Origin of the sequence: Marinomonas fungiae (assembly GCF_001418205.1) — a bacterium.
Classification (GTDB): domain Bacteria; phylum Pseudomonadota; class Gammaproteobacteria; order Pseudomonadales; family Marinomonadaceae; genus Marinomonas; species Marinomonas fungiae.
This window is the reverse complement of the sequence record NZ_LIQF01000001.1, coordinates 306920-329545: the sequence shown is the minus strand read 5'-3', so window position 1 is coordinate 329545 and position 22626 is coordinate 306920. Positions and strand designations below refer to the sequence as shown.

General features: G+C 45.1%; 17 protein-coding genes. 11 read left to right on the top strand and 6 right to left on the bottom strand.

All coding sequences use genetic code 11. The features are described 5' to 3' along the window. Positions 1-21 precede the first annotated feature (21 nt). Both ASC49_RS01445 and pabB read right to left on the bottom strand, forming a co-directional pair. Positions 22-672, bottom strand: a complete 651-nt coding sequence (locus ASC49_RS01445) for a CoA pyrophosphatase (RefSeq protein ID WP_055461428.1) — start codon at positions 670-672, stop codon at positions 22-24. Between the two features lie 6 nt (positions 673-678). After that, positions 679-2073 (bottom strand): aminodeoxychorismate synthase component I, encoded by a 1395-nt coding sequence (gene pabB, locus ASC49_RS01440; protein WP_055461427.1) that lies wholly within the window; start codon positions 2071-2073, stop codon positions 679-681. A gap of 89 nt (positions 2074-2162) precedes the next feature. Here pabB and ASC49_RS01435 point away from each other — a divergent pair, with 89 nt between their 5' ends. From ASC49_RS01435 to ASC49_RS01410, 6 genes are all read left to right on the top strand, one after another. Further along, the gene (locus ASC49_RS01435; protein ID WP_245624600.1) at positions 2163-3023 is read left to right on the top strand and encodes an alpha/beta fold hydrolase; all 861 of its coding nucleotides are present in this window, start codon (positions 2163-2165) and stop codon (positions 3021-3023) included. Positions 3024-3103: 80 nt separating this feature from the next. Further along, complete coding sequence (locus tag ASC49_RS01430; protein WP_055461425.1) at positions 3104-4402, top strand: DUF5610 domain-containing protein; 1299 nt, start codon at positions 3104-3106, stop codon at positions 4400-4402. A gap of 62 nt (positions 4403-4464) precedes the next feature. Continuing rightward, positions 4465-4968, top strand: coding sequence for a GspH/FimT family pseudopilin (locus tag ASC49_RS01425; RefSeq protein WP_055461424.1), 504 nt, complete (start codon positions 4465-4467; stop codon positions 4966-4968). Beyond that, positions 4965-5258 carry a type II secretion system protein gene (locus ASC49_RS01420; RefSeq protein ID WP_055461423.1) on the top strand — a complete coding sequence of 98 codons (294 nt, stop codon included), beginning with the start codon at positions 4965-4967 and terminating at the stop codon, positions 5256-5258. Before ASC49_RS01425 ends, ASC49_RS01420 begins: the two co-directional genes overlap by 4 nt. Continuing rightward, on the top strand, positions 5252-6136 hold the full coding sequence (locus tag ASC49_RS01415; protein ID WP_055461422.1) for a type II secretion system protein: 885 nt from the start codon (positions 5252-5254) through the stop codon (positions 6134-6136). Before ASC49_RS01420 ends, ASC49_RS01415 begins: the two co-directional genes overlap by 7 nt. Further along, positions 6126-6524 carry a hypothetical protein gene (locus ASC49_RS01410; RefSeq protein ID WP_055461421.1) on the top strand — a complete coding sequence of 133 codons (399 nt, stop codon included), beginning with the start codon at positions 6126-6128 and terminating at the stop codon, positions 6522-6524. The genes ASC49_RS01415 and ASC49_RS01410 overlap by 11 nt, the downstream gene beginning before the upstream one ends. 7 nt (positions 6525-6531) lie before the next feature. Here the strand turns inward: ASC49_RS01410 and ASC49_RS01405 are convergent, their stop codons facing one another. Further along, a complete protein-coding gene (locus tag ASC49_RS01405) occupies positions 6532-6777 on the bottom strand; it encodes a PP0621 family protein (RefSeq protein ID WP_055461420.1) in 246 nt (81 codons plus the stop codon). 76 nt (positions 6778-6853) lie between these two features. On the opposite strand from ASC49_RS01405, the gene ASC49_RS01400 reads away from it, so the two are divergent. Beyond that, on the top strand, positions 6854-8491 hold the full coding sequence (locus tag ASC49_RS01400; RefSeq protein ID WP_055461419.1) for an NAD+ synthase: 1638 nt from the start codon (positions 6854-6856) through the stop codon (positions 8489-8491). 70 nt (positions 8492-8561) lie between these two features. Here ASC49_RS01400 and dapA read toward each other — a convergent pair whose 3' ends face one another. Continuing rightward, entirely contained in the window at positions 8562-9434 is an 873-nt protein-coding gene (gene dapA / locus ASC49_RS01395) for a 4-hydroxy-tetrahydrodipicolinate synthase (protein ID WP_055461418.1), read from the bottom strand. 345 nt (positions 9435-9779) lie between these two features. On the opposite strand from dapA, the gene ASC49_RS01390 reads away from it, so the two are divergent. Beyond that, positions 9780-12395, top strand: coding sequence for a sensor domain-containing protein (locus tag ASC49_RS01390; protein WP_055461417.1), 2616 nt, complete (start codon positions 9780-9782; stop codon positions 12393-12395). A gap of 104 nt (positions 12396-12499) precedes the next feature. On the opposite strand, the gene ASC49_RS01385 is transcribed toward ASC49_RS01390, so the two are convergent. After that, on the bottom strand, positions 12500-15175 hold the full coding sequence (locus tag ASC49_RS01385) for a cyclic nucleotide-binding domain-containing protein (protein ID WP_245624599.1): 2676 nt from the start codon (positions 15173-15175) through the stop codon (positions 12500-12502). A gap of 500 nt (positions 15176-15675) precedes the next feature. Here ASC49_RS01385 and ASC49_RS01380 point away from each other — a divergent pair, with 500 nt between their 5' ends. From ASC49_RS01380 to ASC49_RS01370, 3 genes are read left to right on the top strand one after another with little or no spacing between them, the layout of a single operon-like run. Continuing rightward, positions 15676-17598, top strand: coding sequence for a PrkA family serine protein kinase (locus tag ASC49_RS01380; RefSeq protein ID WP_055461416.1), 1923 nt, complete (start codon positions 15676-15678; stop codon positions 17596-17598). A 48-nt stretch (positions 17599-17646) separates the two neighbouring features. Next, positions 17647-18939 carry a YeaH/YhbH family protein gene (locus tag ASC49_RS01375; protein WP_055461415.1) on the top strand — a complete coding sequence of 431 codons (1293 nt, stop codon included), beginning with the start codon at positions 17647-17649 and terminating at the stop codon, positions 18937-18939. Next, positions 18923-20446 carry a SpoVR family protein gene (locus tag ASC49_RS01370; RefSeq protein WP_055461414.1) on the top strand — a complete coding sequence of 508 codons (1524 nt, stop codon included), beginning with the start codon at positions 18923-18925 and terminating at the stop codon, positions 20444-20446. Before ASC49_RS01375 ends, ASC49_RS01370 begins: the two co-directional genes overlap by 17 nt. Before the next feature lie 83 nt (positions 20447-20529). On the opposite strand, the gene ASC49_RS01365 is transcribed toward ASC49_RS01370, so the two are convergent. Then, positions 20530-22545: a methyl-accepting chemotaxis protein gene (locus ASC49_RS01365; protein ID WP_055461413.1), complete on the bottom strand. Its 2016-nt coding sequence runs from the start codon at positions 22543-22545 to the stop codon at positions 20530-20532. Positions 22546-22626: the final 81 nt, after the last annotated feature.

The following is a 22626-nucleotide window of genomic DNA, read 5'->3' as shown; positions in this document are numbered from 1 at the left end:
TAACCTTATAATGCAATAGCACTATTTGCGAGAATGATTTTCAATTGCTTGGTAGAGCCCAAAAATAATGCCAGCCGTAACCCCCCAAATGCGTAAACCGTGATAAGAAATTTCAAAATAACCGCGCTTTAGGTCTCCGATTTCTCTTTCAACATAGGTGAAGTTTTGCGGGTTAAGTAAGTGGTTTAGGGGAACCCAATGTACTTGTTCCACTTCATCTTCACTGATGCTAAGTTCGCTCATACGGGTCATTTCAGCCACCACAGGCTTGATACAAAAACCTGAGATGGAACGATACTCCCCCAGTTCACCTAGTAACTCAAAACAATCTGGCGCGAGGCCAACTTCTTCAAGAGTTTCCCTTAAGGCAGTGTACTGAATGCTGGCATCTTCAGGGTCGTGTTTGCCACCAGGAAAAGCTATTTGTCCCGGATGATTACGCATATGCAATGAACGCTGCGTCAGTAATACCTTTAGTTCGTTATCGTTTGAGCAGTGATAGATCGGAATTAATACCGCCGCTGCTCGGTAATCGTGTCGATAAGCGTGTGGGGCGATGTCCTGGTCAGGGTTGTAAATCTGCTGGGACGTTTCATTAACTAACGCCGCGCGAATTTCATCAATTGTCGGCGTTATAGGGGGAGATTCTAAAAATGTTGAGACGTCCACCATAAGTCGCTACCTGAGGAATTCCTTTTCTAGAGTATGGGTTAAGCGGCCAATTTTAGTAAAGGTTTCTTGATACTCTTCTTCACAAACAGAGTCCGCTACCAGCCCTCCGCCCGCCCAGCAGTGTATTTTCTGGCCGTCTGCAATCAAGGTACGAATCATGATGCTGGAGTCCATTTGGCCGTTACAGCCAAAGTAAATCATAGAGCCGCAGTAGGCACTGCGCTCATGGGGCTCTAGTTCATCAATAATTTCCATTGCTCGTACTTTGGGTGCGCCCGTAATAGAGCCCCCGGGAAAGCTTTCTTGGAAGACTTTTAAAGCATCGCTTTTTTTCTCAATACGACCTTCAACAGTCGACACCATATGATGCACATTAGCATAGCTTTCTAGGGCAAATAGCTTGGGTACTTTGACGCTACCTGTAACGCAATTCTTGCCAAGGTCGTTGCGAAGCAAGTCAACGATCATTAGATTTTCTGCTCGGTCTTTTTCGGAGGCCATCAGTTCATCTGCATAGGCTTGGTCTTCTGTAGGCGTGGCGCCTCGTGGTCGAGTTCCCTTAATCGGTTTAGACTCTATACGCCCGTTGTCGCACAATATAAAGCGCTCCGGAGAGTGCGAAGACACTGCACGACCATCGGGAAGTTGGAAGTAAGCACCAAAGGGGGTTGGGCAGCTTGCTTTAACGGCTAAGTAGGCTTGCCAAGTTTGACCGCTGTAAGGCGCACTGAAACGTTGGGTTAAATTGACTTGATAGCAATCGCCTGCCTGAATGTAATCCTGAACTTTGTAGAAGCGTTCTGCGTAGCCTTCAGCGCTCATGTTGGCGACAAATGGGCTTTCTAAATGGAAGGGTTTAGAAAGGTTGGAATCGTCTAATTGAGCCAAGCGCGCTAGCAATTCATTTTCGCTGAATTGGCACCAAGGGGTGATGACTAAAACCGTGGTTTTTTCTTGATGGTCAGTGACGATGGCCCAGCCGTAAAGCCCTAGTAGAATGGTGGGGAGCTGAACATCTTCAATCACGTTTTCGGGTAGACGCTCAACATAGCGTCCCGCTTCGTATCCGTAGTAACCGAGTAAACCGCCATTGAAAACTAAAGACGTGTCATCTGCCCAACTTTGTTTGGTTAGAATCTCCACCAATTCGCTCAACAGTAACATAGGATTATCGGTACTGTGCGTCTCAAACAATGGTTCGACAGACCAGCTCAGAGCAAACTCCTTCGCGTGTGCTTCAAGTACGGCCAAAGGGGCTGCGCTTAAAATATCCCAGCGAGTATCTGCAAATGCCTCAACATTGCTATCAAAGAGAATTGGATAGGGAAGATCGCTGAACTTAGGGAACAGACGAGTTAGGGTGCTTTCATAAGGCAAACTAATGAGTTTGACTTCTGCCATAATTAGGAACCACGTATATTTAAAGAGTTTTCAAGCGTTTAATAGCGCTATTTTACCCTGAAATGTGGGAACGAGTAGGAAGAATTAAAGTGTTCGAGACAAAAATTTTGCCATTAGCCGACACCGAGTTGGCCTATCACTTGATTGAAGTGCCTAATAGTAAAACGGATAGCGCATGTTTAATGCTGCATGGGGCGGGGGTCGCAGGCGAACTTACTTACGGGCCAATGCTGGAGTATCTAAACCATTGGCGCTGGATTTTAATTCCTGACTTGAATGGAATGGGGTCGTCATTCTTCCATCAGCAAAGAGAAGCACCGTTAAGTATTGATCAACTCTCTGAAGAGGTCGCTCAGTTGTTGGCGCATTTATCGTGGCATGAGTTCGATGTCATCGGATATTCATTGGGGGGCTTGGTCGCATTGCACCTAAACGCTGAGCTTCGTCGAACGCAAGGCGTAACTCATCGTCTAGCATTAATGGAGCCAGCCTCTTTAGAGCGAGAGTGTGTCGATACCTTGGCTGAGGTGCGTCAACGTTACCGTGTTGCCTCAGAAACCATTCGTGAAACGGGGGATGTAGAACTTGGAATAGCCCATTTTATGGATGGTGTAGCCCCTAATCGACGCAAACATCCTGTGGCAGAGGCCACTACTCAGAGTCGCTTAGCGCATCGCCCGATTGGTTTTAGTTATGCTTTAGATGCGGTTACGGATTGGGTCGAACGGGTGTCGCAAAATGTTTCTCTAAGGGATGAAATGTTGGCCCAAGCGGATCAGGTATTTTTACTGTCGGGTGAGTTGAGCCACGACCTGCTCCGCGCGCATTATGACGAGTTGGCCAAAAAACGAGAAGGTTGGCTGCACAAAAGCGTGACAGGCTGTGATCATTCTTTACCGTTTCAAAAACCTCGTCAGATAGCGAAATACCTTTCGCAATGGTTTGCATAAAAAGATTAAATTTTTAGCTAAAGCTTTGAGGGTATTGGACGATAATTATACAACGGTAAATTTTTAAACGGGGAAGGAGTATGTCTGATCCATTAAAAGGCCTTGGTCATGCCATGCCTTCATTTAGAGCTAATAACCACAACCAAACTTCAACGACTGATCAGGCCAAAGCGGCGAAGCAGTGGGGAGCGGATGGTTATGTGCCTTCTTCGTCTTCTTATCGCTCCATGGGTGTCATTCAACAGTCTTTGTCAGCAAGGCTAACGGCTTCTTTTAGCGCGCCTAGTGCTCAGGCCTCTGAGCAGGCAACGACGGCGACTAGTAAAAGTGAGAATGATTTTTCACCGGAAAAAGTTGCGCAACGTATTATGTCTCACGTGGGCAATTACATGGAAAAGCTCCAGAAGAATGGCGCCAATGATGAACGTTTAGCGGCAGTGTTTGATACGGCAAAAGAAGCCGTGCAAAAAGGTATGGATGATGCCAAAGAAAAACTAGATGCACTCGGTTGGTTGGTGAACGGTGGCGTACAAGAAGGCATTGAAGAAACGCAGAGTCTATTAGATGAAGGCTTTGAAGCATTGAGACAAACCTTTTTTGAACCTGCGGATGTCAATGCAGCCTCACAAGTGTCTATGGCTTCAGAAATGAGCTATCGCCGTGAAGACTACTCGCAAATTCAAATGACAACCCAAGAAGGGGATGTTGTGAAATTGAATTTGTATTCGCTTAATGCTAGTTCTCAGGGTGAGTCGGCTAGCATGAGTGAAAATGGTCTGACTTACTCCCGTTATGAAAGTTCAAGCCAATCCTTCGCCTTTGATTTTAGCGTCGAGGGCGATTTGAATGATGATGAATTAGCCGCCATTCAAGACATGATGAAATCGGTCGGGAAGGTTTCGGATTTGTTTTATGATGGTGATGTGGCTGGAGCGTTGCAAAAAGGCTTTGATATGGGCTTTGATGCGTCTCAGTTAGCCAGCTTTTCGATGTCACTGCAGACCAGTCAGACTATGAAAACCTCTCAAGCGGTTTCTGCATACGGTCAAAATTCGGGTATGCGCTCTATCCAAGAGCCGTTAGGCGAGTATCGTCAAGCGTTGGAAGAGGCTGTGAACAAAACGTCTGAGCTGTTTGATGATTACCGTCAAGTAGTGAAAAGTACTATGTCAGATATTATGGCAATGCGTGAACAGCAAGCCCAGAAAATGGAAGATCTTCAGCAGGTATTTGAATATCAGCAGCAGATGATAGACCGTATTAGTCAGTGGTTAATGCCTGAGTCAACGCAGAATGCGGCGGATAGTGTAACCGATGCTGAAAATTTGGTTGAGGATGCTGCTGCGTCAGATGAAACACAGACTACCCTGAAGAGTTAACCTAGACGTCTTCATTTATCGGCTAGCAAGGATGCTGGCTTTAATGACATAAGGAGTGTGTCATGAATTCCTGCAAGGGGTTTTCCCTGCTGGAGTTACTTATTGTGGTCGCTATGATCTCAATTGTTTCTTCGGCTTTTCTTTCTTCAAATATTGTTGGTTATTACCAGCGCTGGCAAGCCCGGCGTATCTTATCGCAAGATGTTAGTGATCTATTGTTGCTTATTTCCCGCGCCAGAAGTTTGGCTATGAGTAGTGGGCAGTCAGTTTTGCTATGCGGTGGGGCGAATTGTAACGGCGCATGGCAGCAACAGGCTTTCATTCGCATCACCAATCAAGCGGGTGCATTGCAGACGCAAAAATTCTCTCCTGAAACAACGATTGTTTGGCGTGGTTTTCCCGCTCAACGAGCATATTTGCAATTCTTACCGACAGGCCTGTCAAGTTATCAAAATGGCTCCTTCTATTTGTGTCGAGCACAAGCCGAGGCACTGCGTATCTTGGTTAATCAAAGTGGTCGCGCATATCTTGATGATCAACGTTATGATGCCAAGGAGTGCTTATGAGACAGCATCGTCTGCAGGGGTGGATCCTGTTGGAGGCCGTCTTGGCGATGGCTTGTGTGGCTATGGTCATCAGCGCTACGCAATACCAACTTAATCAACTGACGAAACAAATAATAGAGCTCCAGGCGAAACACCATCACAACGTCCAAAACGCTTTGTCCGAGCAAATGTCCAAAACCTTTGCTCAGAGTCCCAGTATTGATTCGACGATATCTGCCGCAACGTTGTGTCAGGTGTGTCGAGGAACGCAATTACAACGAGTACTGCAATACGAGTTAAGCAAATGGTGAAAGCAACTCGGTCTGGATATTTGTTGATCGAATCCTTAGTGGCTATTGCAGTATTGACGGGCCTAATTGGGATTGTGATTCCGTTTATTCAAAGTATGGAACTGAGTTTGTCTAAGCGGCAAAAGATACTTGATTTGATGGCATTGAATGCATCGCTAGATGACCAGTTTCAAGCTCAGTTTCAGCGTTTGGGTAGTGTTGGCTGTTTTAGCTCCAATGAGTGGCTGGAAGTTGGTAATGGTCAATCTAAGCCCGCTCGTTTAACTACAGATCAACTTGATCTTGGCTCAGACTGGTTATATGGCAAGGATTTTGGGTTATGTGCCGCTTATGGTTGGTCTGACGAGCATGAAATAGATGTCAACATGGCATGTGAGGGCATAGGGGTTGGGGATTCGGTGCATGTCAGTAGTTGCGACCAGAGCTCTGTTGCTAAGGTATTGTCGAGTAATAATGGTGTGTTGAAAGCTTGGAATACAGGGCCTGCTTTAACAGGAGAGGTGTTGGTATACAGTGCGGAGGGGTTCTACTGGTTTGTGAAAGAGGGGAAGTCACAATTCAATGCTTTTTGGCGCCGACCGGAAAAGTCCGGAAACGCGTTAGAATTAATGACCGGTCTGGAGCATGTGCGGTTTTACCCAGTTTTGGATCGTAATTTAGATGGTATCGCTGATGAAGTGTTGGTGGATTATGGCACCGTGCCGACAGCGCAGCTTGTTGGTATCTTAGTGGAATATTTATATGGCGCCGCAGAATGTGAGTTGGCGGCTCAAAGTCAGTCCTATCAAACCTTAAGAGGGGATCAATGGCACTATGATGGGCTTTGTTTTAAAGTTGGCAAACTGTTGGCATCGGTAGGGAAAACCAATGAAACCTAATCATGGTTGGGTGTCTATGCCGATCTTGCTGATGGTCATTATGCTGAGTGCACTATTGGTGAGTCATCAGTCGTCACTTCAAGAGGAAAGCTTGTGGCAAACCCAAAAGGCACAGCAACAACCTCAAATCATTTGGCGGGATATTTATCAGATGTTATCTACAATGCCTGCGGTTGCTGTCGGATCATTAAATTGCACAGGCTTTTGTCGTCCCCAAAGTGGTTATTGGCAGCTTCGACAGTTTTCGTCAGGCGCTGCTTGGTTGCAAAAACAGCGTATTGAGCACCTTAACGTTGAGCGTTGGTGCGCTACCAGAGACCAGCAGCGGGTGCGTTGCTGGTGGCAGCATGATAGCGGCGAGACAAAGCAGATGTGGTTAACGTACTAAATTTCGATCACGACTGATGTTCGATTTTATGCTCAACACTGCAAAATGGCGTTTGGTTGTGATCGTAGACGGCGTGACTGGCAGGGACAAAAGTACCGCAGGTCGCGCATTTTACCATGGCTTCTTCATGCGGCTTTTTGGTCTGCATTTTCTTAACCGATTTGGATTTAGCCATAATGGCTTTTGCAAATTGTCGATAAATTATCCAGCCAATGGCAAAAACCAGAATAAAAAATAATAAACGTACAATCATGCCCTTTACCTTAGCCTTGTAATTCCACGACAATAACACCTATATAATCTAACAGAGTGTCTGAGATAGCAACGTAATGACTATTCGAGTAGCCATGGCCCAACTGGATATGCTAGTTGGCGACATCAAAAATAACACCGAATCTGTGATTGCACAGTCTCTTAAAGCAAGAGATGAGCAACAAGCAGATGTGATCGTTTTTCCTGAGTTGACCCTAACTGGTTATCCGCCAGAGGATTTACTCCTTCGTCCAAGTTTGACGCCACGCATCGAAATGGCCTTAGCTAATATTTTAGACCAAGTTCATGACATTTATGTGGTGGTCGGTTATCCGCGAGAAATTGATGGCGAGTTATTTAACTGCGCAGGTGTGTTTTACCAAGGTCAAATACTAGGAGAGTATTGCAAGCAGAAGCTGCCGAACTTCCAGGTATTTGATGATAAACGCTACTTCCAAGCGGGAACTGCGCCGTGCATCGTCAATATCAAAGGCGCTAAAGTTGGCCTCAGTATCTGTGAAGATATTTGGCATCCAGAGCCAATTGCCCAAGCAAAGGGGGCGGGCGCTGAATTAATTTTGAACTTAAATGCTTCGCCTTATCATATTGAAAAAATGGGCGTGCGCGAGCAGTTACTGCAACGCCGTGCGAGTGAGAACCAACTGCCGATCGTATACGTCAATTATATGGGGGCGCAGGATGAGTTGGTGTATGAAGGCGGTTCCTTTGTTGTCAATGCTCAAGGGCACAAAGTGCGCCAAGCGCCTTGGTATGAGACGGGGTTGTACTGTGTTGACTTTACGATTGCTGAAGATCGTGAGCGTCGATTAGAAGTACTCGCTGGCGACATTGCGCCAACGCTAGACGTAGAAGCCAGTGTCTACCAAGCCATGGTCACAGGTTTACGAGATTACATCGAGAAAAACCGCTTTAAAGGTATTGTATTGGGATTAAGTGGTGGCATTGATTCGGCGTTATCTTTAGCGGTTGCGGTCGATGCCATTGGGGCTGATCGCGTGCAAGCGGTGATGATGCCGTACACCTACACTTCTTCTATGAGTCTTGAAGACGCTGAAGAAGAAGCTAAATTGCTGGGTGTTGAGTACAGTGTGTTGCCAATCGAACCAATGGTGACGGCGTTTATGAAAACTCTTGCACCAGAATTTGAAGGCTACGCCCGAGATACCACAGAAGAAAACCTCCAAGCTCGTACCCGCGGTGTGACCTTGATGGCCATTTCTAATAAGAAAGGCTACATGGTACTGACCACTGGTAACAAGAGTGAGATGGCCGTAGGTTACGCAACACTGTATGGCGACATGGTCGGTGGTTACTCAGTCCTGAAAGACGTGTTTAAAACTTTGGTGTTCCGCCTCAGTCGTTACCGTAACACGTTAGGGTATGTGATTCCTGAGCGTGTGATTACGCGTCCACCGAGTGCAGAATTGGCGCCAGATCAAGTGGACGAAGATTCGTTGCCTAGCTACGATGTACTGGACAGCATCTTACACATGTATATCGAAAAAGATATGAGTGCAGAAGCAATCTTAGCGTCAAAAGAATTTGATCGTGAGACGGTTTATCGCGTGTTACGTCTGGTCGATTTAAATGAATACAAGCGTCGTCAAGCACCGACAGGGGTGCGTGTCACAGAGCGTGGGTTTGGTCGAGATCGTCGTTACCCAATTACCAATGGTTGGCATATTGGCGAGTGATGTTAAGACGTGAATGTGTGAACGAAAAGCAGCTCCTATGAGCTGCTTTTTTATGGTTCAAACCTTCAGGTTAGATTAGCTCTAACGCTTTCATTGTGTTGCGAATGGTCTCTTTTGTACTGTCTAATAGCGGCATCATAGGTAGACGCACTTCATCAGAGCAGAGACCTAGTAAAGACATAGCGTACTTAGGACCAGCTGGGTTTGGCTCAATAAACAACGCTGAATGTAGGGCAAACAATTTATCCTGTAGTGCGGCGGCTGCGACAAAGTTGCCTTCACGGCATAGGCGATGAATTTCTACCACTTGTTTAGGGGCAATATTTGACGTGACCGAAATGCAGCCATTGCCTCCACCTACGTTATAAGCCACGCAGCTTACGTCATCACCACTTAAAAAGCTGAAAGGTTTTTTAATCAAGGCGCGTTCGCGGATTGGACGTGTCAGATCGCCAGTAGCATCTTTTACACCGACGATACGTTCAAGTTTGGCAAGCTCGGCCATAGTCGCAACGTCCACGCCTACCACCGCGCGAGGCGGAATGTTGTACACGATGATCGGTAGTTCTGTGTTGTTGTGAACATACTCATAATGCGCGTACAAGCCACGTTGGTTGGGGCGATTGTAGTAACCTGCCACATGAAGCGCTGCATCGGCGCCAGCTTCGGCGGCGTGTCTTGAGTAGTCAACGGCTTCGATAGGGTTGTTAGAACCTGCACCGGCGATGATTGGCACCGCTTTGTTTGCTTCTTCTACGGTAATCTCGATAACTCGTTTGTGCTCAGCTTCACTCAGGGTTGGGCTTTCCCCGGTTGTGCCAACTGGGACAAGGCCGTTAATGCCCGAATCAATCTGCCAGCGAACGATACGACGTAGGGCAGCTTCGTCTAACTGATTGTTGGAAAAGGGTGTGATAAGAGCTGTGATCGCGCCATGAAACATATTGTTACCTCTAGTTAGATTCGGCAACATGTTCGGCAAGCTGGAGTTTTCCATCGGCAAACATGCTGCCGAGGGAAATTTTTAAATTACATCCACACGCCAGCGTCGCAAGGTTTCTTACCCTTACGTTTATCGCCGTTGCGTTTATTTGTGAATGCGAATGTGTTCATTTTTAAAAGTCTATGTCAGAAAAAACGATTCACATCATGCTGAAGGTTTTTTCTGTCGGAGTCAATAAGGAATCAGTGCATTTTAATTAGTAATTGATAGGGAAATTCATTAGCATAAATTCCCCAGAGATCTCTTTAAAAAAAATAATTTGAAACATGCGATTAGAGCTATTCTATGCATCAAAAGATTAAACAGTTACTAGACAAACATTTTCCAGAAGAAACCAGAACGGGCAAACTGCAAATGTTAGCATCTGAACTTGATCTCATGTTTCGACAGCAGGAAAACGACATTATCCTGTTAGAGCGTTCAATCGATCTGGCGTCGGACGCTATGTTAGAACGGGATGATGCGGCGGCAGAACATCAGGAGTTGTTTGAAACGACATTTGGTTCGTCTTCTGAAGCCATGTTGATCGTGGATTTTCAAAGAGATCAATTGCGTTATAACGCTGCTCTGGGGGAACTGCTAACGGTGCCAAGCCATTTCGATGGCGAAATCAGCATGACGGATTTTCTCCAAAACCTTTCGAGCCAGTTAGAGACCCCAGAAAACTTTCTGAGTTTTTTGCGCCACAGCCATGATAATCATGCCGCGTTTAATGGCGAGTTATTACTCAAAGCGGGACGCTGGCTTCGCTACAGTGTAAAACCGATTGTACGAGGTGATTCTCTAGTTGGTCGCCTCTGGACTTTGGCGGATATCACCAGTCAAAAACAAGCAGAACGCCAGATTGCGGATTTCAAACAAGAATTAAAACATGCTCATGAACTTGCCAAAATGGGTGAGTGGACCTTTGATTGCGGCTCGCAAACGTTCTTGTTTTCAAACGATGTGCTTGAACTCTTTGGTTTCTCAGACGAACACAAATACATGTCTCTTGAAGGCTTTCTAGAGGTTCTCGATGGCGAACATAGCGAGGATGTGCGACGCCAGTTTCGCAAGTGCCAACAATATGGTGAAACGATTCAAGCAGAAATGCAGTTTACCTTGGAGGGGCGTGATTGCTACGTTATTTTGCGTGGCCGTTTAAAAGTCGGCAGTAAAGGCGAAGACGATACGATCCAAGGAGTACTGCAAGATATTTCTGACCTGCGTACTTCTGAGCACCTAGTTAAAATATCGTCACACTTTTTCCAATCCTCCATGCAAGGCAACGTGCTGATGGGGCGACATAAGGAAATCTTAGATTTCAATGATGTTGCTTGCGGCATTTTTAAATTGCAGTCTCGGGAATTCTCTCAACGTATCACTGAGCGTCTAGCGACCGCTTGGACCCATGAAATGTCGATTAACGATATTTGGCGGACCGTTATAGAAACGAATCATTGGGCGGGGGAGGTGTATTTCACCTGTCCAGAGTTGATCGATAAAACCATTTGGTTGTCCCTAGAAGCGCTGCGAGATAATCAAGGGAAAGTCGTTAATTTCATTGCCATTTTCAATGACATTACGGAATCAAAAAATGCCCAAGAACAGCTGCATCACATGGCCTATTTTGATTCGCAAACCTCTTTGCCTAATCGTTTCCAGTTTGAGCAATTTTTAAGTCAAAAGCTGTCTGCACCGAATCTTGAGAGTCATCCTATGACTCTGTTCTATTTGGACTTGGATCGCTTTAAGTTTGTTAACGACTCTCTTGGTCATCACGCAGGGGATCAGTTGTTGTATTTGGTAGGACAGAGGCTGTTGGAAGCCGTGCCAAATGCAACCTTGGTGGCCCGCCAGGGAGGAGATGAATTTGTTATGTTGCTGACGGGGCAGCTCAACCGCTCCCAGCAAGAACAGATTGCGGAGCATTTGATTGCTCAGTTATCCGAAGTGTTTACCGTATTTGAAACCCAAGTTTATATTGGCGCTAGCGTTGGCGTGGTGAATTTGCCTGAGGACGCGAGTGATCGAGTGACAGCCATGCGTTACGCTGATATCTCCTTGTATGAGGCGAAGAATTCAGGCAAGGGGTGTTATGTATTTTGGCAGCGTGAATTCTTAAAGGGCTCAACACCTGAGCGAGTGCAATTGGAGTCCGAGCTGCGTGAGGCTATTGTGAATGATGAGTTGGTGCTTCATTTTCAGCCTAAAGTAGAAGCTCAGTCCGGTAAAGTTTATGGATTAGAGGCATTAGTTCGTTGGAATCATCCACGCCTAGGATTGGTGTATCCAGATCGATTTATCACCATTGCCGAAGAATCAAACTTAATCATTGAACTGGATCGCTGGGTACTAAACGCCGTAGCAATTCAAATGAGTCATTGGCGTAATCTCGGGCTACCTTTGCTGGAAGTCTCCGTCAATGTATCCGCCGCCCATGTTACTCGCTTAGGGTTGGTTGATCTGTTTCGCTCACTGTTAGATCAGTATCCCTACTTGGCTCATTGCTTGGAAATTGAGCTGACGGAAACGGCTATCATGGCCGACCCTGATCAAGCGACTGTGGTATTGAATACTTTGCGAAGTTGGGGCATTAAAGCCTCAGTGGATGATTTTGGTTCGGGCTATACATCCTTAGGGTATTTGAAAAAGTTGAATGCCAATACTCTGAAAATTGATCGCAGTTTTATTGATGGAATTACTTACGATCATTCCGATCGTGATGTGGCGAAAGCGATCATTGCGTTGGCTTCAAGTATGTCGATGGATGTGGTTGCAGAAGGCGTAGAAACTCAAGATCAATGGGAGATGCTGCAATCATTTGGATGCAAATACCTGCAAGGTTATTTCTTCTCGCGACCACATTGCGCCCAAGACATAGAAAGCTATTATTTATGGCCGTTACAGGGGCAAGCGTAATAGAAGGAAGAGGAAATGATCAGGTTTTGTAAGTCGACAGGCGAATATTCAAGCGATGAAAGCGAAAAAGCTCACTGGAGTCCAGTGAGCTTTTTTATTATTACTCAGGATTTGTGTTGAGTATAGATATGGTCTGTGTGGATGGATAACGCTTCACCAAGCTTCTGATAGCCTTTTTCATTTAAGTGCAGGCGGTCATCTTCAAAGAAGCTTTCTTCAACATTGCCGTGTTTATCTCCCAAAATCTTGTTGCTGTCGATAAAGATGGTGTTGGGGCGAGTACGAGCAAGTTGTTGCAGCATCTTATTCGTGCTTTCCACGGTATTGCGCATGCTTTGTCGAGTGGGGCTGAGCTTGACGCCGAGAATCGTGACCGGAATCCCCGGCAAATGACGGTCGACCTTTTCTAGCAAACTGACATAACGATCAATGACTTTGTTGCTGCTATGTTTGTTGCCAATGTCGTTATCTCCAGCATAAAGTACCAGCGACCGAGGATTGTAAGGCAAAACAATGCGTTCAAAGTAATACACACAGGCATCGATGGTGGCGCCGTTAAAGCCAAGATTTACGGTGTCTTTGCTATCAAATGGGGCTTCGAAATCAGCCCAATTTTTAATGGTTGAGCTACCATAGAAAGCCACTGGGCGATTGCTAAAGCGGCGATGGGCTTGGCGGAACTCCAATTCACGCACATCGGATTCAAATTCCACATCAATTTGATTGACGCTGCGGACATTTGAAATGCAGCCTTGGCGACGACTTAAAACAGGGTATTTCTTAATTTCTTGAGCCAAGTCCTCGGCTTCTTTCACCGTCTGGCGGAACTCTTCTTGGTACTCCTTTAAGAAGTTAGCGACGGCTTCAGCGTCTTCAATATCGACGCGGTCAGAAATACGAAACGCAGGTTTGATGACCGCTGTGTAGATATTATGGTCAGCTCGTTTATCAAAGTTGGCCACTGCGATAGGCACAATCCAAGGCTCATCTTCTCCTTTCATTGATCCCGCCAATTCAAATACGTAAGGAAGTAACTCACCGGGCGATTCATTGGTCGGAAAGCTCTTGCCTTCAGGTGAAATGATGAGGGGCATGTTCGAATGCAACGTTTCTTGACCATCAGCCAAGAACTTATGATGGGCTTCTGTGCCTGCTTGCAGGGCACTCCAACTGTCGACAAAGATATTGCCGAATCTTTCGTAATAGGCGTCGCGCCAGAACTCAAACTCTTTGCTCCGTCGAACTACGCGCTGTGCCGCAATGCCATATTGTTTGTAAATAATCATCGAGCTGATGAATTGCGCATCTAATGAAAAACGAAACCCGTTCGCAAGCTGATTGCTTGATGAGCCTAATAGGTGGTTGTAAATGAATAAGCAGCCTTGCTTCTTAGGTAAGTTTTCCATGCCTTTGATGATGTACGGGACCTGCTTAAAGGCTTGTGTGAATTGCTCTGTTGCGAATCGGCGCACATCGATGGAGTTTAACTCGGCAGGTAGGGTATTCACTGCATCGTAAATATGCGCCAGCTTGCGATAAAAGGCGTTTTCACGCTGTAGATCTTTTAGAATATCGAGACTCATGCCCGAAATGGTGCGCTCGATACGCGTTCCGTAATGCAAACAGCGATACAGAACACCAAAAGCTTCATCTGTTGTGACGGCATTTTTTAGCAGCGAGCCCACTTTGTATAAAGGAGAGCTGACAGGTAGAACTGCCGCATTTTGTTCAATCATGCTGTTAACAGCGAGAACTTCATCACTGGCAATCTGTGATAAGTAGCGCATCCGCGCCGACACCAGATGGGTGCCAACTAGCCAGATTAAGCGGTACCAATACTTGATGGCAAACTTGGGCATTTCTTCAAACAGTGACAACAAATCATCTCGTGCAATAAACAACACGGTTGTATCCCGCGAGCTGATAATAGTTGAACGATTACGTTGTGGTGTGCCATTTGTACACCACGCCAACACAGTACCAGGGCGAGAAATGGTTCGGGTCGTGATCACTTCGGCGGCCTCGGTTTGGTAGCTCACCACAGCTTTACCCTTGACTAGAAAATACAAGCCATCTTCAGGCTGATCTTGCTGCGACAGAATGTCCCCTTGATGCGCCAGGATGACATGTGCATGTTTGGACATGGCATGCAGTTCATTTTGTGTGAAGCCCTCACAAAATGCCGTGTCGGATAATAATGCTACTGATTGTTTGATGGACTGCTTTTGTAACTCAGGCTCGATCAGAGGACGAGTTTCTTCAAAGGCCAAAGACTCATTGGCAAAGAAAGGACGAGTAAGATTTTGAATGCCGGTTAGGACAGGCAATGACTCACGGTAAACAAAGGCAAGGAAATGCTCGGCAAACTCGATTTCATGATCAAGAATTTTTTGTAATTCTGTAATTGGCCAGCTAATTAATTGGGTATTTTTCGTGGCTTGAAAACTGGTTGCATAGCGTGATGTCTGGCGAAAAGCAGACCAGCCAATGGGCGTATGTTGACGGCTGATGAGTCCCACGTGATAGGACTTCCCTGATTCCTGCAATGGAATTGAGATGGAGACTTCACCGGACATTAAAATATATAGGGAGTGACCAACTTCAAATTGCTGCGCCAGCATTTCACCAGCGCTAAGTTCCTTGATCTGGGCAAGCTCGCTAAGGGTTTGAATGACCTGATTCGAGGCCTTGTCCATAAAAGGAAGTGTGCTCACATAGTTTGATAAATCCATTAAACCACCTTGATGACGAATGTTGGCATTAAGCGTTTCGTTACCCATACTGACGTAAAATTATGACAGTGCGGATGTGTTATGCCACTTGATGCGAGTGGGAATGACTAAATAGAATGCAAAATATGTTCCCAAAAAGTGTTTGTTTTGGGCTGCATAAGTGTTTCAAAAGGCCGTATTTATTTTGTTAAATTACTACAAAACATGCATTTGGGGAAAGGGGGAATCCGATTTGGAGTCAGGTTTTTCTGGGCCCGTTTATGCTTTTAGCCCCTGAGGTGCTTGCTTTGCCATAGAAAATCCTTATTTGAGAAAACACTATTTGAATCGCTTTATTATCAGGTAGTTAAACTTTTATCACTTTGTTTTACCAAAGATTTATTTTTGTAAATCCTGTCATTTCTTACTTGAGTAGTCGTCAGACTATGCTAAACCTTAATTATCTTCTAAGACTTTTCACTGCTTTAGAACCAGACTGTCTGGTTGAAATCCAGGGTAGCCGTTGCGACTTGTGCGAGCCCAAAGACTGTATATAAGGGGATACCGCGATGAGTATTTTTGATCATGTTCAATCTCGTTTTGATGCTCAAAAAGAAGAAGAATTATCACTCGACGAGTACCTAAGCCTTTGTAAAGAAGACCCTTCAGCTTATGCATCCGCTTCTGAGCGCTTGCTTATGGCGATTGGTGAACCGGAAGTTGTTGATACTTCTAAGGACTCTCGTAGTAGCCGTATTTTTTCCAACAAGGTCATCAAGCGTTATCGAACCTTTGAGCACTTCTATGGTATGGAAGAAGCGATCGAAAGAATTGTGGCTTTCCTGACGCATGCTGCTCAAGGGTTGGAAGAATCGAAGCAGGTTTTATATTTGTTAGGTCCTGTCGGTGGTGGTAAATCGTCACTTGCCGAAAAGCTAAAAGAGCTCATGCAAACAGTACCTTTCTATGCCATTAAAGGCTCTCCAGTATTTGAGTCGCCATTGGCCTTGTTTGATGTCCATGAAGATGGTGACATTCTTGCGGAAGAATATGGTATTCCCAAGCGCTATTTAAAAAGTGCGATGTCTCCTTGGGCTGCGAAACGTCTCAAAGAGTTCAATGGTGATATTCAGCAATTCCGTGTAGTGAAAGTATATCCATCGGCAATCAAGCAAATTGCTATTTCAAAAACGGAACCCGGTGATGAGAACAACCAAGATATATCAGCTCTTGTTGGTAAAGTTGATATTCGTAAGTTGGAATTTTTTGAGCAGAACGATGCTGATGCTTATAGCTTCTCTGGGGGGCTATGTCGTGGTAACCGTGGCATCATGGAATTTGTGGAAATGTTTAAGGCACCAATTAAAGTGCTACATCCACTGCTAACGGCGACTCAAGAAGGCAACTATAACGGTACTGAGGGACTGGGTGGTATTCCATTTGATGGCATTATTTTAGCCCACTCGAACGAATCCGAGTGGCAGTCTTTCAAGAACAATAAAACCAACGAAGCCTTCATTGACCGCGTTTACACAGTGAAAGTGCCTTACTGTCTACGCGTCACAGAGGAAATGAAAATCTATCAGAAACTGCTTGAGAACTCTTCTTTAAACCATTCACCTTGTGCACCTGATACATTGAAAATGCTGGCACAGTTCTCTGTGCTATCGCGGATTAAAGAGCCAGAGAACTCTAGTGTTTTCTCAAAAATGCGTATTTACGATGGGGAGACTCTGAAAGATATTGATCCTAAAGCGAAGTCGCTTCAGGAATACAAAGATGCGGCGGGAGTGAATGAAGGGATGGACGGGTTATCGACGCGTTTTGCCTTCAAAATTCTGTCGCGAGTGTTCAACTTTGACCCGACTGAAGTGGCGGCCAACCCTGTACACTTGATGTATGTGCTTGAACAGCAGATTGAGCAAGAGCAATTTGATCAAGAGCGCCATGATCGTTATTTACGGGCACTCAAAGAGTTCATTGCCCCCCGTTATATTGAGTTTATTGGTAAAGAGATACAAACCGCTTACTTAGAGTCTTACTCTGAGTACGGCCAGAATATCTTTGATCGCTATGTCACTTATGCGGATTTCTGGATTCAGGATCAAGAATATCGTGATCCGGAAACGGGTGACATTCTGGACCGCTCTGCCATTAACGATGAGCTAGAAAAAATTGAGAAACCAGCGGGCATTAGTAATCCAAAAGACTTCCGTAACGAAGTGGTGAATTTCGTGTTGCGTGCCCGGGCCAACAACAATGGCTCAAACCCTAGCTGGTTAAGCTATGAGAAATTGCGTGTGGTGATCGAGCGTAAAATGTTCTCCAACACCGAAGATCTGCTACCGGTTATTTCCTTCAGTGCCAAATCTTCGAAAGAAGATCAGCGTAAACATAATGAGTTTGTGAAACGAATGGTTGAGCGCGGCTACACCGAAAAACAAGTGCGCTTGTTATCAGAATGGTATCTACGTGTGCGTAAATCCCAGTAGGTAGAAATTAAGCTGTTGCCTAAATAGGTTGAGAGAGGAGGTGCGAGCATGTCTTACATAATTGACCGCCGCCTGAATGGGAAGCACAAGAGTAGCGTCAACCGTCAGCGTTTTTTGCGCCGCTATCGAGAGCACATTCGTAAAGCTGTCGAAGAAGCGGTCAACAAACGCAGTATTCAAGACTTGGATCGTGGTGAGCAAATCACGATCCCTAAACGTGATATTCATGAGCCGAACTTTGGACACGGTAAAGGTGGTAAAGGATCGGTAGTACATCCTGGCAACAAGGAGTTCACTACTGGGGATAGAGTTCCAAAGCCTGAAGGTGGCTCTGGTCAAGGCGCAGGGCAAGGTAATGCTTCAAACCAAGGGGAAGGGGAAGATGATTTTGTCTTTCAAATTTCTCAAGAAGAGTTCTTGGATTTTGTCTTTGAAAACTTGGCGCTGCCAAATTTAGTACGTAAGGATCTGAAAGAAATTAAAGAATTCAGTCTCAAGCACGCAGGCATCGTATCGGAAGGAACTCCTTCGAAGCTAAACGTCGTGCGCTCTATGCGCAATGCTTATGCCCGTCGCATGGTAATGAGCAGTGGTTCACGCAAAAAGCTGCTTGAGGCGGAGGAAGAGCGGGATGCAATTTTGGCGAATACTTCTGCAACACCTGAAGAGAAAGTGAAGCTTGCTTGGTTAGATGAGCAAATTGAATTGCTCAAGCAGAAAATTGAACGGACGCCGTTTTTAGACACCTATGATCTACGTTACAACCATCATGTCAAAGAGCCTCGCCCAAGCAGTAAGGCCGTGATGTTTTGCATCATGGATGTGTCAGGCTCTATGACGCAAGAAACCAAAAACGTGGCCAAACGCTTCTTTATTCTGCTGTATCTGTTTTTAAATCGTAATTATGAAAAAATCGATGTGGTATTTATACGCCATCATACCAGTGCTAAAGAGGTCACCGAAGAGGAGTTTTTCTACTCCCGGGAAACGGGCGGTACTATTGTTTCCAGTGCATTAAAGCTGATGGAGAAGATCGTCAAAGATCGTTATCCTCCTGATCAGTGGAATATTTATGCTGCGCAGGCTTCAGACGGGGATAACTGGGACGATGATTCTCGTATTTGCCGTAAGCTCATGGAAGAAGAGCTGGTAGATCTGGTGCAATATTTCACTTATATCGAAATCACACCAAGAGAACACCAGAGTTTGTGGCACGCATATGAGCAAGTGCAGGCCAATCACCCAAAAAGTTTTGCTATGCGCCATATCGTGGAAGTCGGAGATATCTACCCAGTATTCCGAGATTTATTCCAAAGGAGGCCACATGAGTCAAGAAACTAAAAAGAAGTCCGATTATCTTTCTCATGGGCCAGACTGGACCTTTGAGCTTATTCAGAAGTACGACGAAGAGATCGGTAAGATTGCGGCAGAATTTGGTTTAGATACTTATCCGAACCAAATCGAAGTGATTAGCTCTGAGCAAATGATGGATGCCTACGCATCCGTCGGGATGCCGTTGGGTTATCATCATTGGTCTTATGGAAAGCAATTTCTTGAAACTGAGCAAAACTATAAGCGTGGTCGTATGGGGTTGGCCTACGAGATTGTGATTAACTCTTCCCCTTGTATTGCTTATTTAATGGAAGAGAACAACATGATGATGCAGGCCTTAGTTATTGCACACGCCTGTTATGGACATAACTCTTTCTTTAAGGGAAATTACCTGTTCCGTACCTGGACTGACGCTACGGCCATAATCGACTACTTAGTGTTTGCGAAAAAGTACATTCAAGACTGCGAAGAGAAATATGGCATTGAAGAAGTAGAGCTGACGATCGATTCCTGTCATGCCTTGATGAACTTTGGTGTAGATCGTTACAAGCGTCCTGTGCCGCTCTCGTTAAGCGAAGAAAAAGCAAGGCAGGACGAGCGAGAGCATATCCTTCAGCAGCAGGTAAATGATTTGTGGCGCACGATTCCGATCATGGATCATGCGGAGGTTGAAAAGAAAAAAGAACGAATTTTCCCGAGCGAACCACAAGAAAACTTGCTGTATTTCTTGGAGAAAAATGCCCCATTATTGAAGCCTTGGCAGCGAGAAATTATTCGAATCGTTCGTAAAATGGCGCAGTATTTTTACCCTCAACGCCAGACTCAAGTGATGAACGAGGGCTGGGCATCATTTTGGCACTACACATTGATGAATGAGCTGTATAACCGGGGGAAAGTAGACGAAGGGTTTATCCTTGAGTTCTTACAGTCACACACAAATGTGGTATTTCAGCCAAGCTTTGATGCTTCCTACTACTCGGGCATTAACCCATATGCGTTAGGGTTTGCAATCTATTCAGATATTAAACGCATGTGTGAAAATCCAACGGACGAAGACCGCGAGTGGTTCCCTGACATTGTCGGTAAACCTTGGTTGGAAGTATTGGATTTTGCGATGCGTAACTTTAAAGATGAAAGCTTTATTTTGCAGTTCCTGTCGCCCAAGGTAATGCGCGATTTTCGTTTCTTTGGGGTCGAGAACGATTCCTTAGAGTCCTATGTGGAAATTAAAGAGATTCACGATGACAGTGGTTTTCAAGGGTTACGTCAGCGTCTGGCACAGCAGTACAACTTGAGTTATCGTGAGCCGAACATTCAAGTTCAAAGAGTCAATTTATATGGCGATCGTAGCTTGATCTTAAAGCATACGATGGACAGTGGTCGGCCACTGAATGACGATACTGTTGAGGTGGTGAAGCATTTCCAACGCCTTTGGGGATTTGACGTACGGGTAGAGTCTTGGGATGGTGATACCTTGGTTAAGGTCTATTCCAGTGAGTTAGCATCAGAGTTATAAGCTCTGTTGATTTCATGTTGTTGAGGATTGTAAATGTAAAAAGGGAGGTTCAATAGACCTCCCTTTTCATTACAGCTAAATCTTTAAATGGACAGGTTGTTATTTGCTTTTAAGCGTTCAATCATATCCACTTCATTGTTAATTTCTTCCACTCGATCGCTCATACCCTGAATGGAAGCAATACTACTTTGAACATCTTGGCTTGCCATCTCAGAAGTCTCACTTAAGCTGCTAATTTGAGCTGAAAGGGTAGACGTACTGTCCAATAGATGACTCATAAAAGCATCAATCTTTTCAATGCTTTTCTCTATGGAGCTAACCGATGCATCCACAGCATGAATGGTTTCCCCGGTTTGATTTAGGCTCTGTTGTGTATTTTGGGAGAGCTGGCGCACCTCATCCGCTACTACAGCAAAACCTCTGCCAGCTTCACCGGCACGGGCAGCCTCGATAGCGGCATTCAATGCCAGTAGGTTGGTCTGGTCTGCAATACCGGAAATAACTTTCAAAATGCTCAGTACCCGGTCCGCGTTTTCTTTTAGCTCTTTTACATTAGCAACCATTTCCGCTCGGTCTTTTTCTTGCGCATGAATAGCTTGGCTAAAACTCGAGAATTCCGAGGTAACGCCTGTGACGACTTCTTGAGTAGATCCAGAGTAGTTTGTGACTCGCTCAAAGCTGCCTGTTACTTCTTGCAAGAGAGGGCGGTATTCGGATAAATGATTAATCAAATTATCTTGTAGTTTGTTTAACTGCTGGCTGCTATTAAGTTGTGTGAGTAGGAAGTATTCACGAAAATTCGCGTAATGTACTGGGAACTTATCGACGAAATAATCTTTAAAAGAGTCTTCTTTTTCGACTTTAAAGAAGAATAAACCAGTCAGAGTTTGGTTCATGTGAATGCCAAGGATTTCACCAAAGGTTGAGTACCCTGCGGCTTTTATGTCTTTAAAACTCGTAACCTTGCTTAAGTCTTTAGGGTTATTTAAACGACGTAAAATGCAGTCGTTAGCAATCATGGCAACTGGCTTTGAAGGTTTATCTCGCATGAAGTTTTGAAACGCTTGCTCCGTTGCTCCAGCAAAGTCTTTTGATTTCACCAAGATCAACTCGTCACCGAAATCCAAGTCACAGAAGAAATGAATTAATCCTTCGTTCGCATCGATGGCCGCAACAGAACGTATGAAGAGTTCATCGCGGATTTTAACAGCGAACGTATGCCCAACCAATTTGCTTTCTAGTTCATGGGGCTGACAGTGAAAGTAATGACAGAGATGGTCGATAATATTCACCAGCTGGCCAGTTTTTTTACTGATGATGCTGCGGACATTGCGACGCATCGCATCGGCTTCGGCAATCACGAATGATTCGTTAGTGCTTTCAAAGTTATGCGTTTTTAAAATGCCAAAGCGAGCGTCCTCTTTCATCTTCACAAAAGCTAGGACCGCGCAATTGTTGGCGACTTTGTTGCCATCATGCACCAAGGCCTGCTTAAAATCTAACTTTCCGCCAGCTGACCCACCTAAAAAGTGGCATGGAAACTCGCCGGTTGCATACATGGCTTGCATGAAGAAGTTTTCTGAAGACGACAAGCCATCAATAAAAGTCAGTGCAATGGTGTCGTTGAAATGGACAGAAAATGGAAGCTTTACTTTATCTAGCTCCCTTTGAATGGCCTTAATGCGCTGTTCTTTAGATAGTTTAATGTTTCCTGAGCGCAGATCTTCGCAATGTAATGGCACCGTATGGATGCTGACTTGCTCAAATAAATCACTGCTAAAGCTTTGTAGAACGATGTTATCCCATGAGTTGTCTGCAGCCTGATACATATTAGCTTTGCAGCTATTGAGCTCACCAGCAGTCATGACGCCGATTATCTTGGAGCAAAAGGGTGCCGACGATTTGATTTTGTTAACGACAGACTCAAAATTGAGATGCGGTGAGATGTAAGCGAGAATCAGCTGAGTCTGTGCATTTTTAAATGCTAAAGGAGCCAGTGTTTCGCTGGTGATCTGATGTGAGGATATCTGTACTAAATTGGAAAACTCATTGTTCAGTGTTTTCTGTTCAGCGAGCGGAGAGCGTTTAAACCAAGCCATATTTTCCAATCCTAATGCAAATAATTCTATTGTTTTAGTGTACGAGCCACGAAAAGCTAAACCTATAGGGTTTGTGTAAAC

Coding starts and splice junctions, on each gene's coding strand:
- ASC49_RS01445 (WP_055461428.1), bottom strand. CDS start 672: ATGGTGGACGTCTCAACATTTTTAGAATCTCCCCCTATAACGCCGACA.
- pabB (WP_055461427.1), bottom strand. CDS start 2,073: ATGGCAGAAGTCAAACTCATTAGTTTGCCTTATGAAAGCACCCTAACT.
- ASC49_RS01430 (WP_055461425.1), top strand. CDS start 3,104: ATGTCTGATCCATTAAAAGGCCTTGGTCATGCCATGCCTTCATTTAGA.
- ASC49_RS01425 (WP_055461424.1), top strand. CDS start 4,465: ATGAATTCCTGCAAGGGGTTTTCCCTGCTGGAGTTACTTATTGTGGTC.
- ASC49_RS01420 (WP_055461423.1), top strand. CDS start 4,965: ATGAGACAGCATCGTCTGCAGGGGTGGATCCTGTTGGAGGCCGTCTTG.
- ASC49_RS01415 (WP_055461422.1), top strand. CDS start 5,252: ATGGTGAAAGCAACTCGGTCTGGATATTTGTTGATCGAATCCTTAGTG.
- ASC49_RS01410 (WP_055461421.1), top strand. CDS start 6,126: ATGAAACCTAATCATGGTTGGGTGTCTATGCCGATCTTGCTGATGGTC.
- ASC49_RS01405 (WP_055461420.1), bottom strand. CDS start 6,777: ATGATTGTACGTTTATTATTTTTTATTCTGGTTTTTGCCATTGGCTGG.
- ASC49_RS01400 (WP_055461419.1), top strand. CDS start 6,854: ATGACTATTCGAGTAGCCATGGCCCAACTGGATATGCTAGTTGGCGAC.
- dapA (WP_055461418.1), bottom strand. CDS start 9,434: ATGTTTCATGGCGCGATCACAGCTCTTATCACACCCTTTTCCAACAAT.
- ASC49_RS01390 (WP_055461417.1), top strand. CDS start 9,780: ATGCATCAAAAGATTAAACAGTTACTAGACAAACATTTTCCAGAAGAA.
- ASC49_RS01385 (WP_245624599.1), bottom strand. CDS start 15,175: ATGGGTAACGAAACGCTTAATGCCAACATTCGTCATCAAGGTGGTTTA.
- ASC49_RS01380 (WP_055461416.1), top strand. CDS start 15,676: ATGAGTATTTTTGATCATGTTCAATCTCGTTTTGATGCTCAAAAAGAA.
- ASC49_RS01375 (WP_055461415.1), top strand. CDS start 17,647: ATGTCTTACATAATTGACCGCCGCCTGAATGGGAAGCACAAGAGTAGC.
- ASC49_RS01370 (WP_055461414.1), top strand. CDS start 18,923: ATGAGTCAAGAAACTAAAAAGAAGTCCGATTATCTTTCTCATGGGCCA.
- ASC49_RS01365 (WP_055461413.1), bottom strand. CDS start 22,545: ATGGCTTGGTTTAAACGCTCTCCGCTCGCTGAACAGAAAACACTGAAC.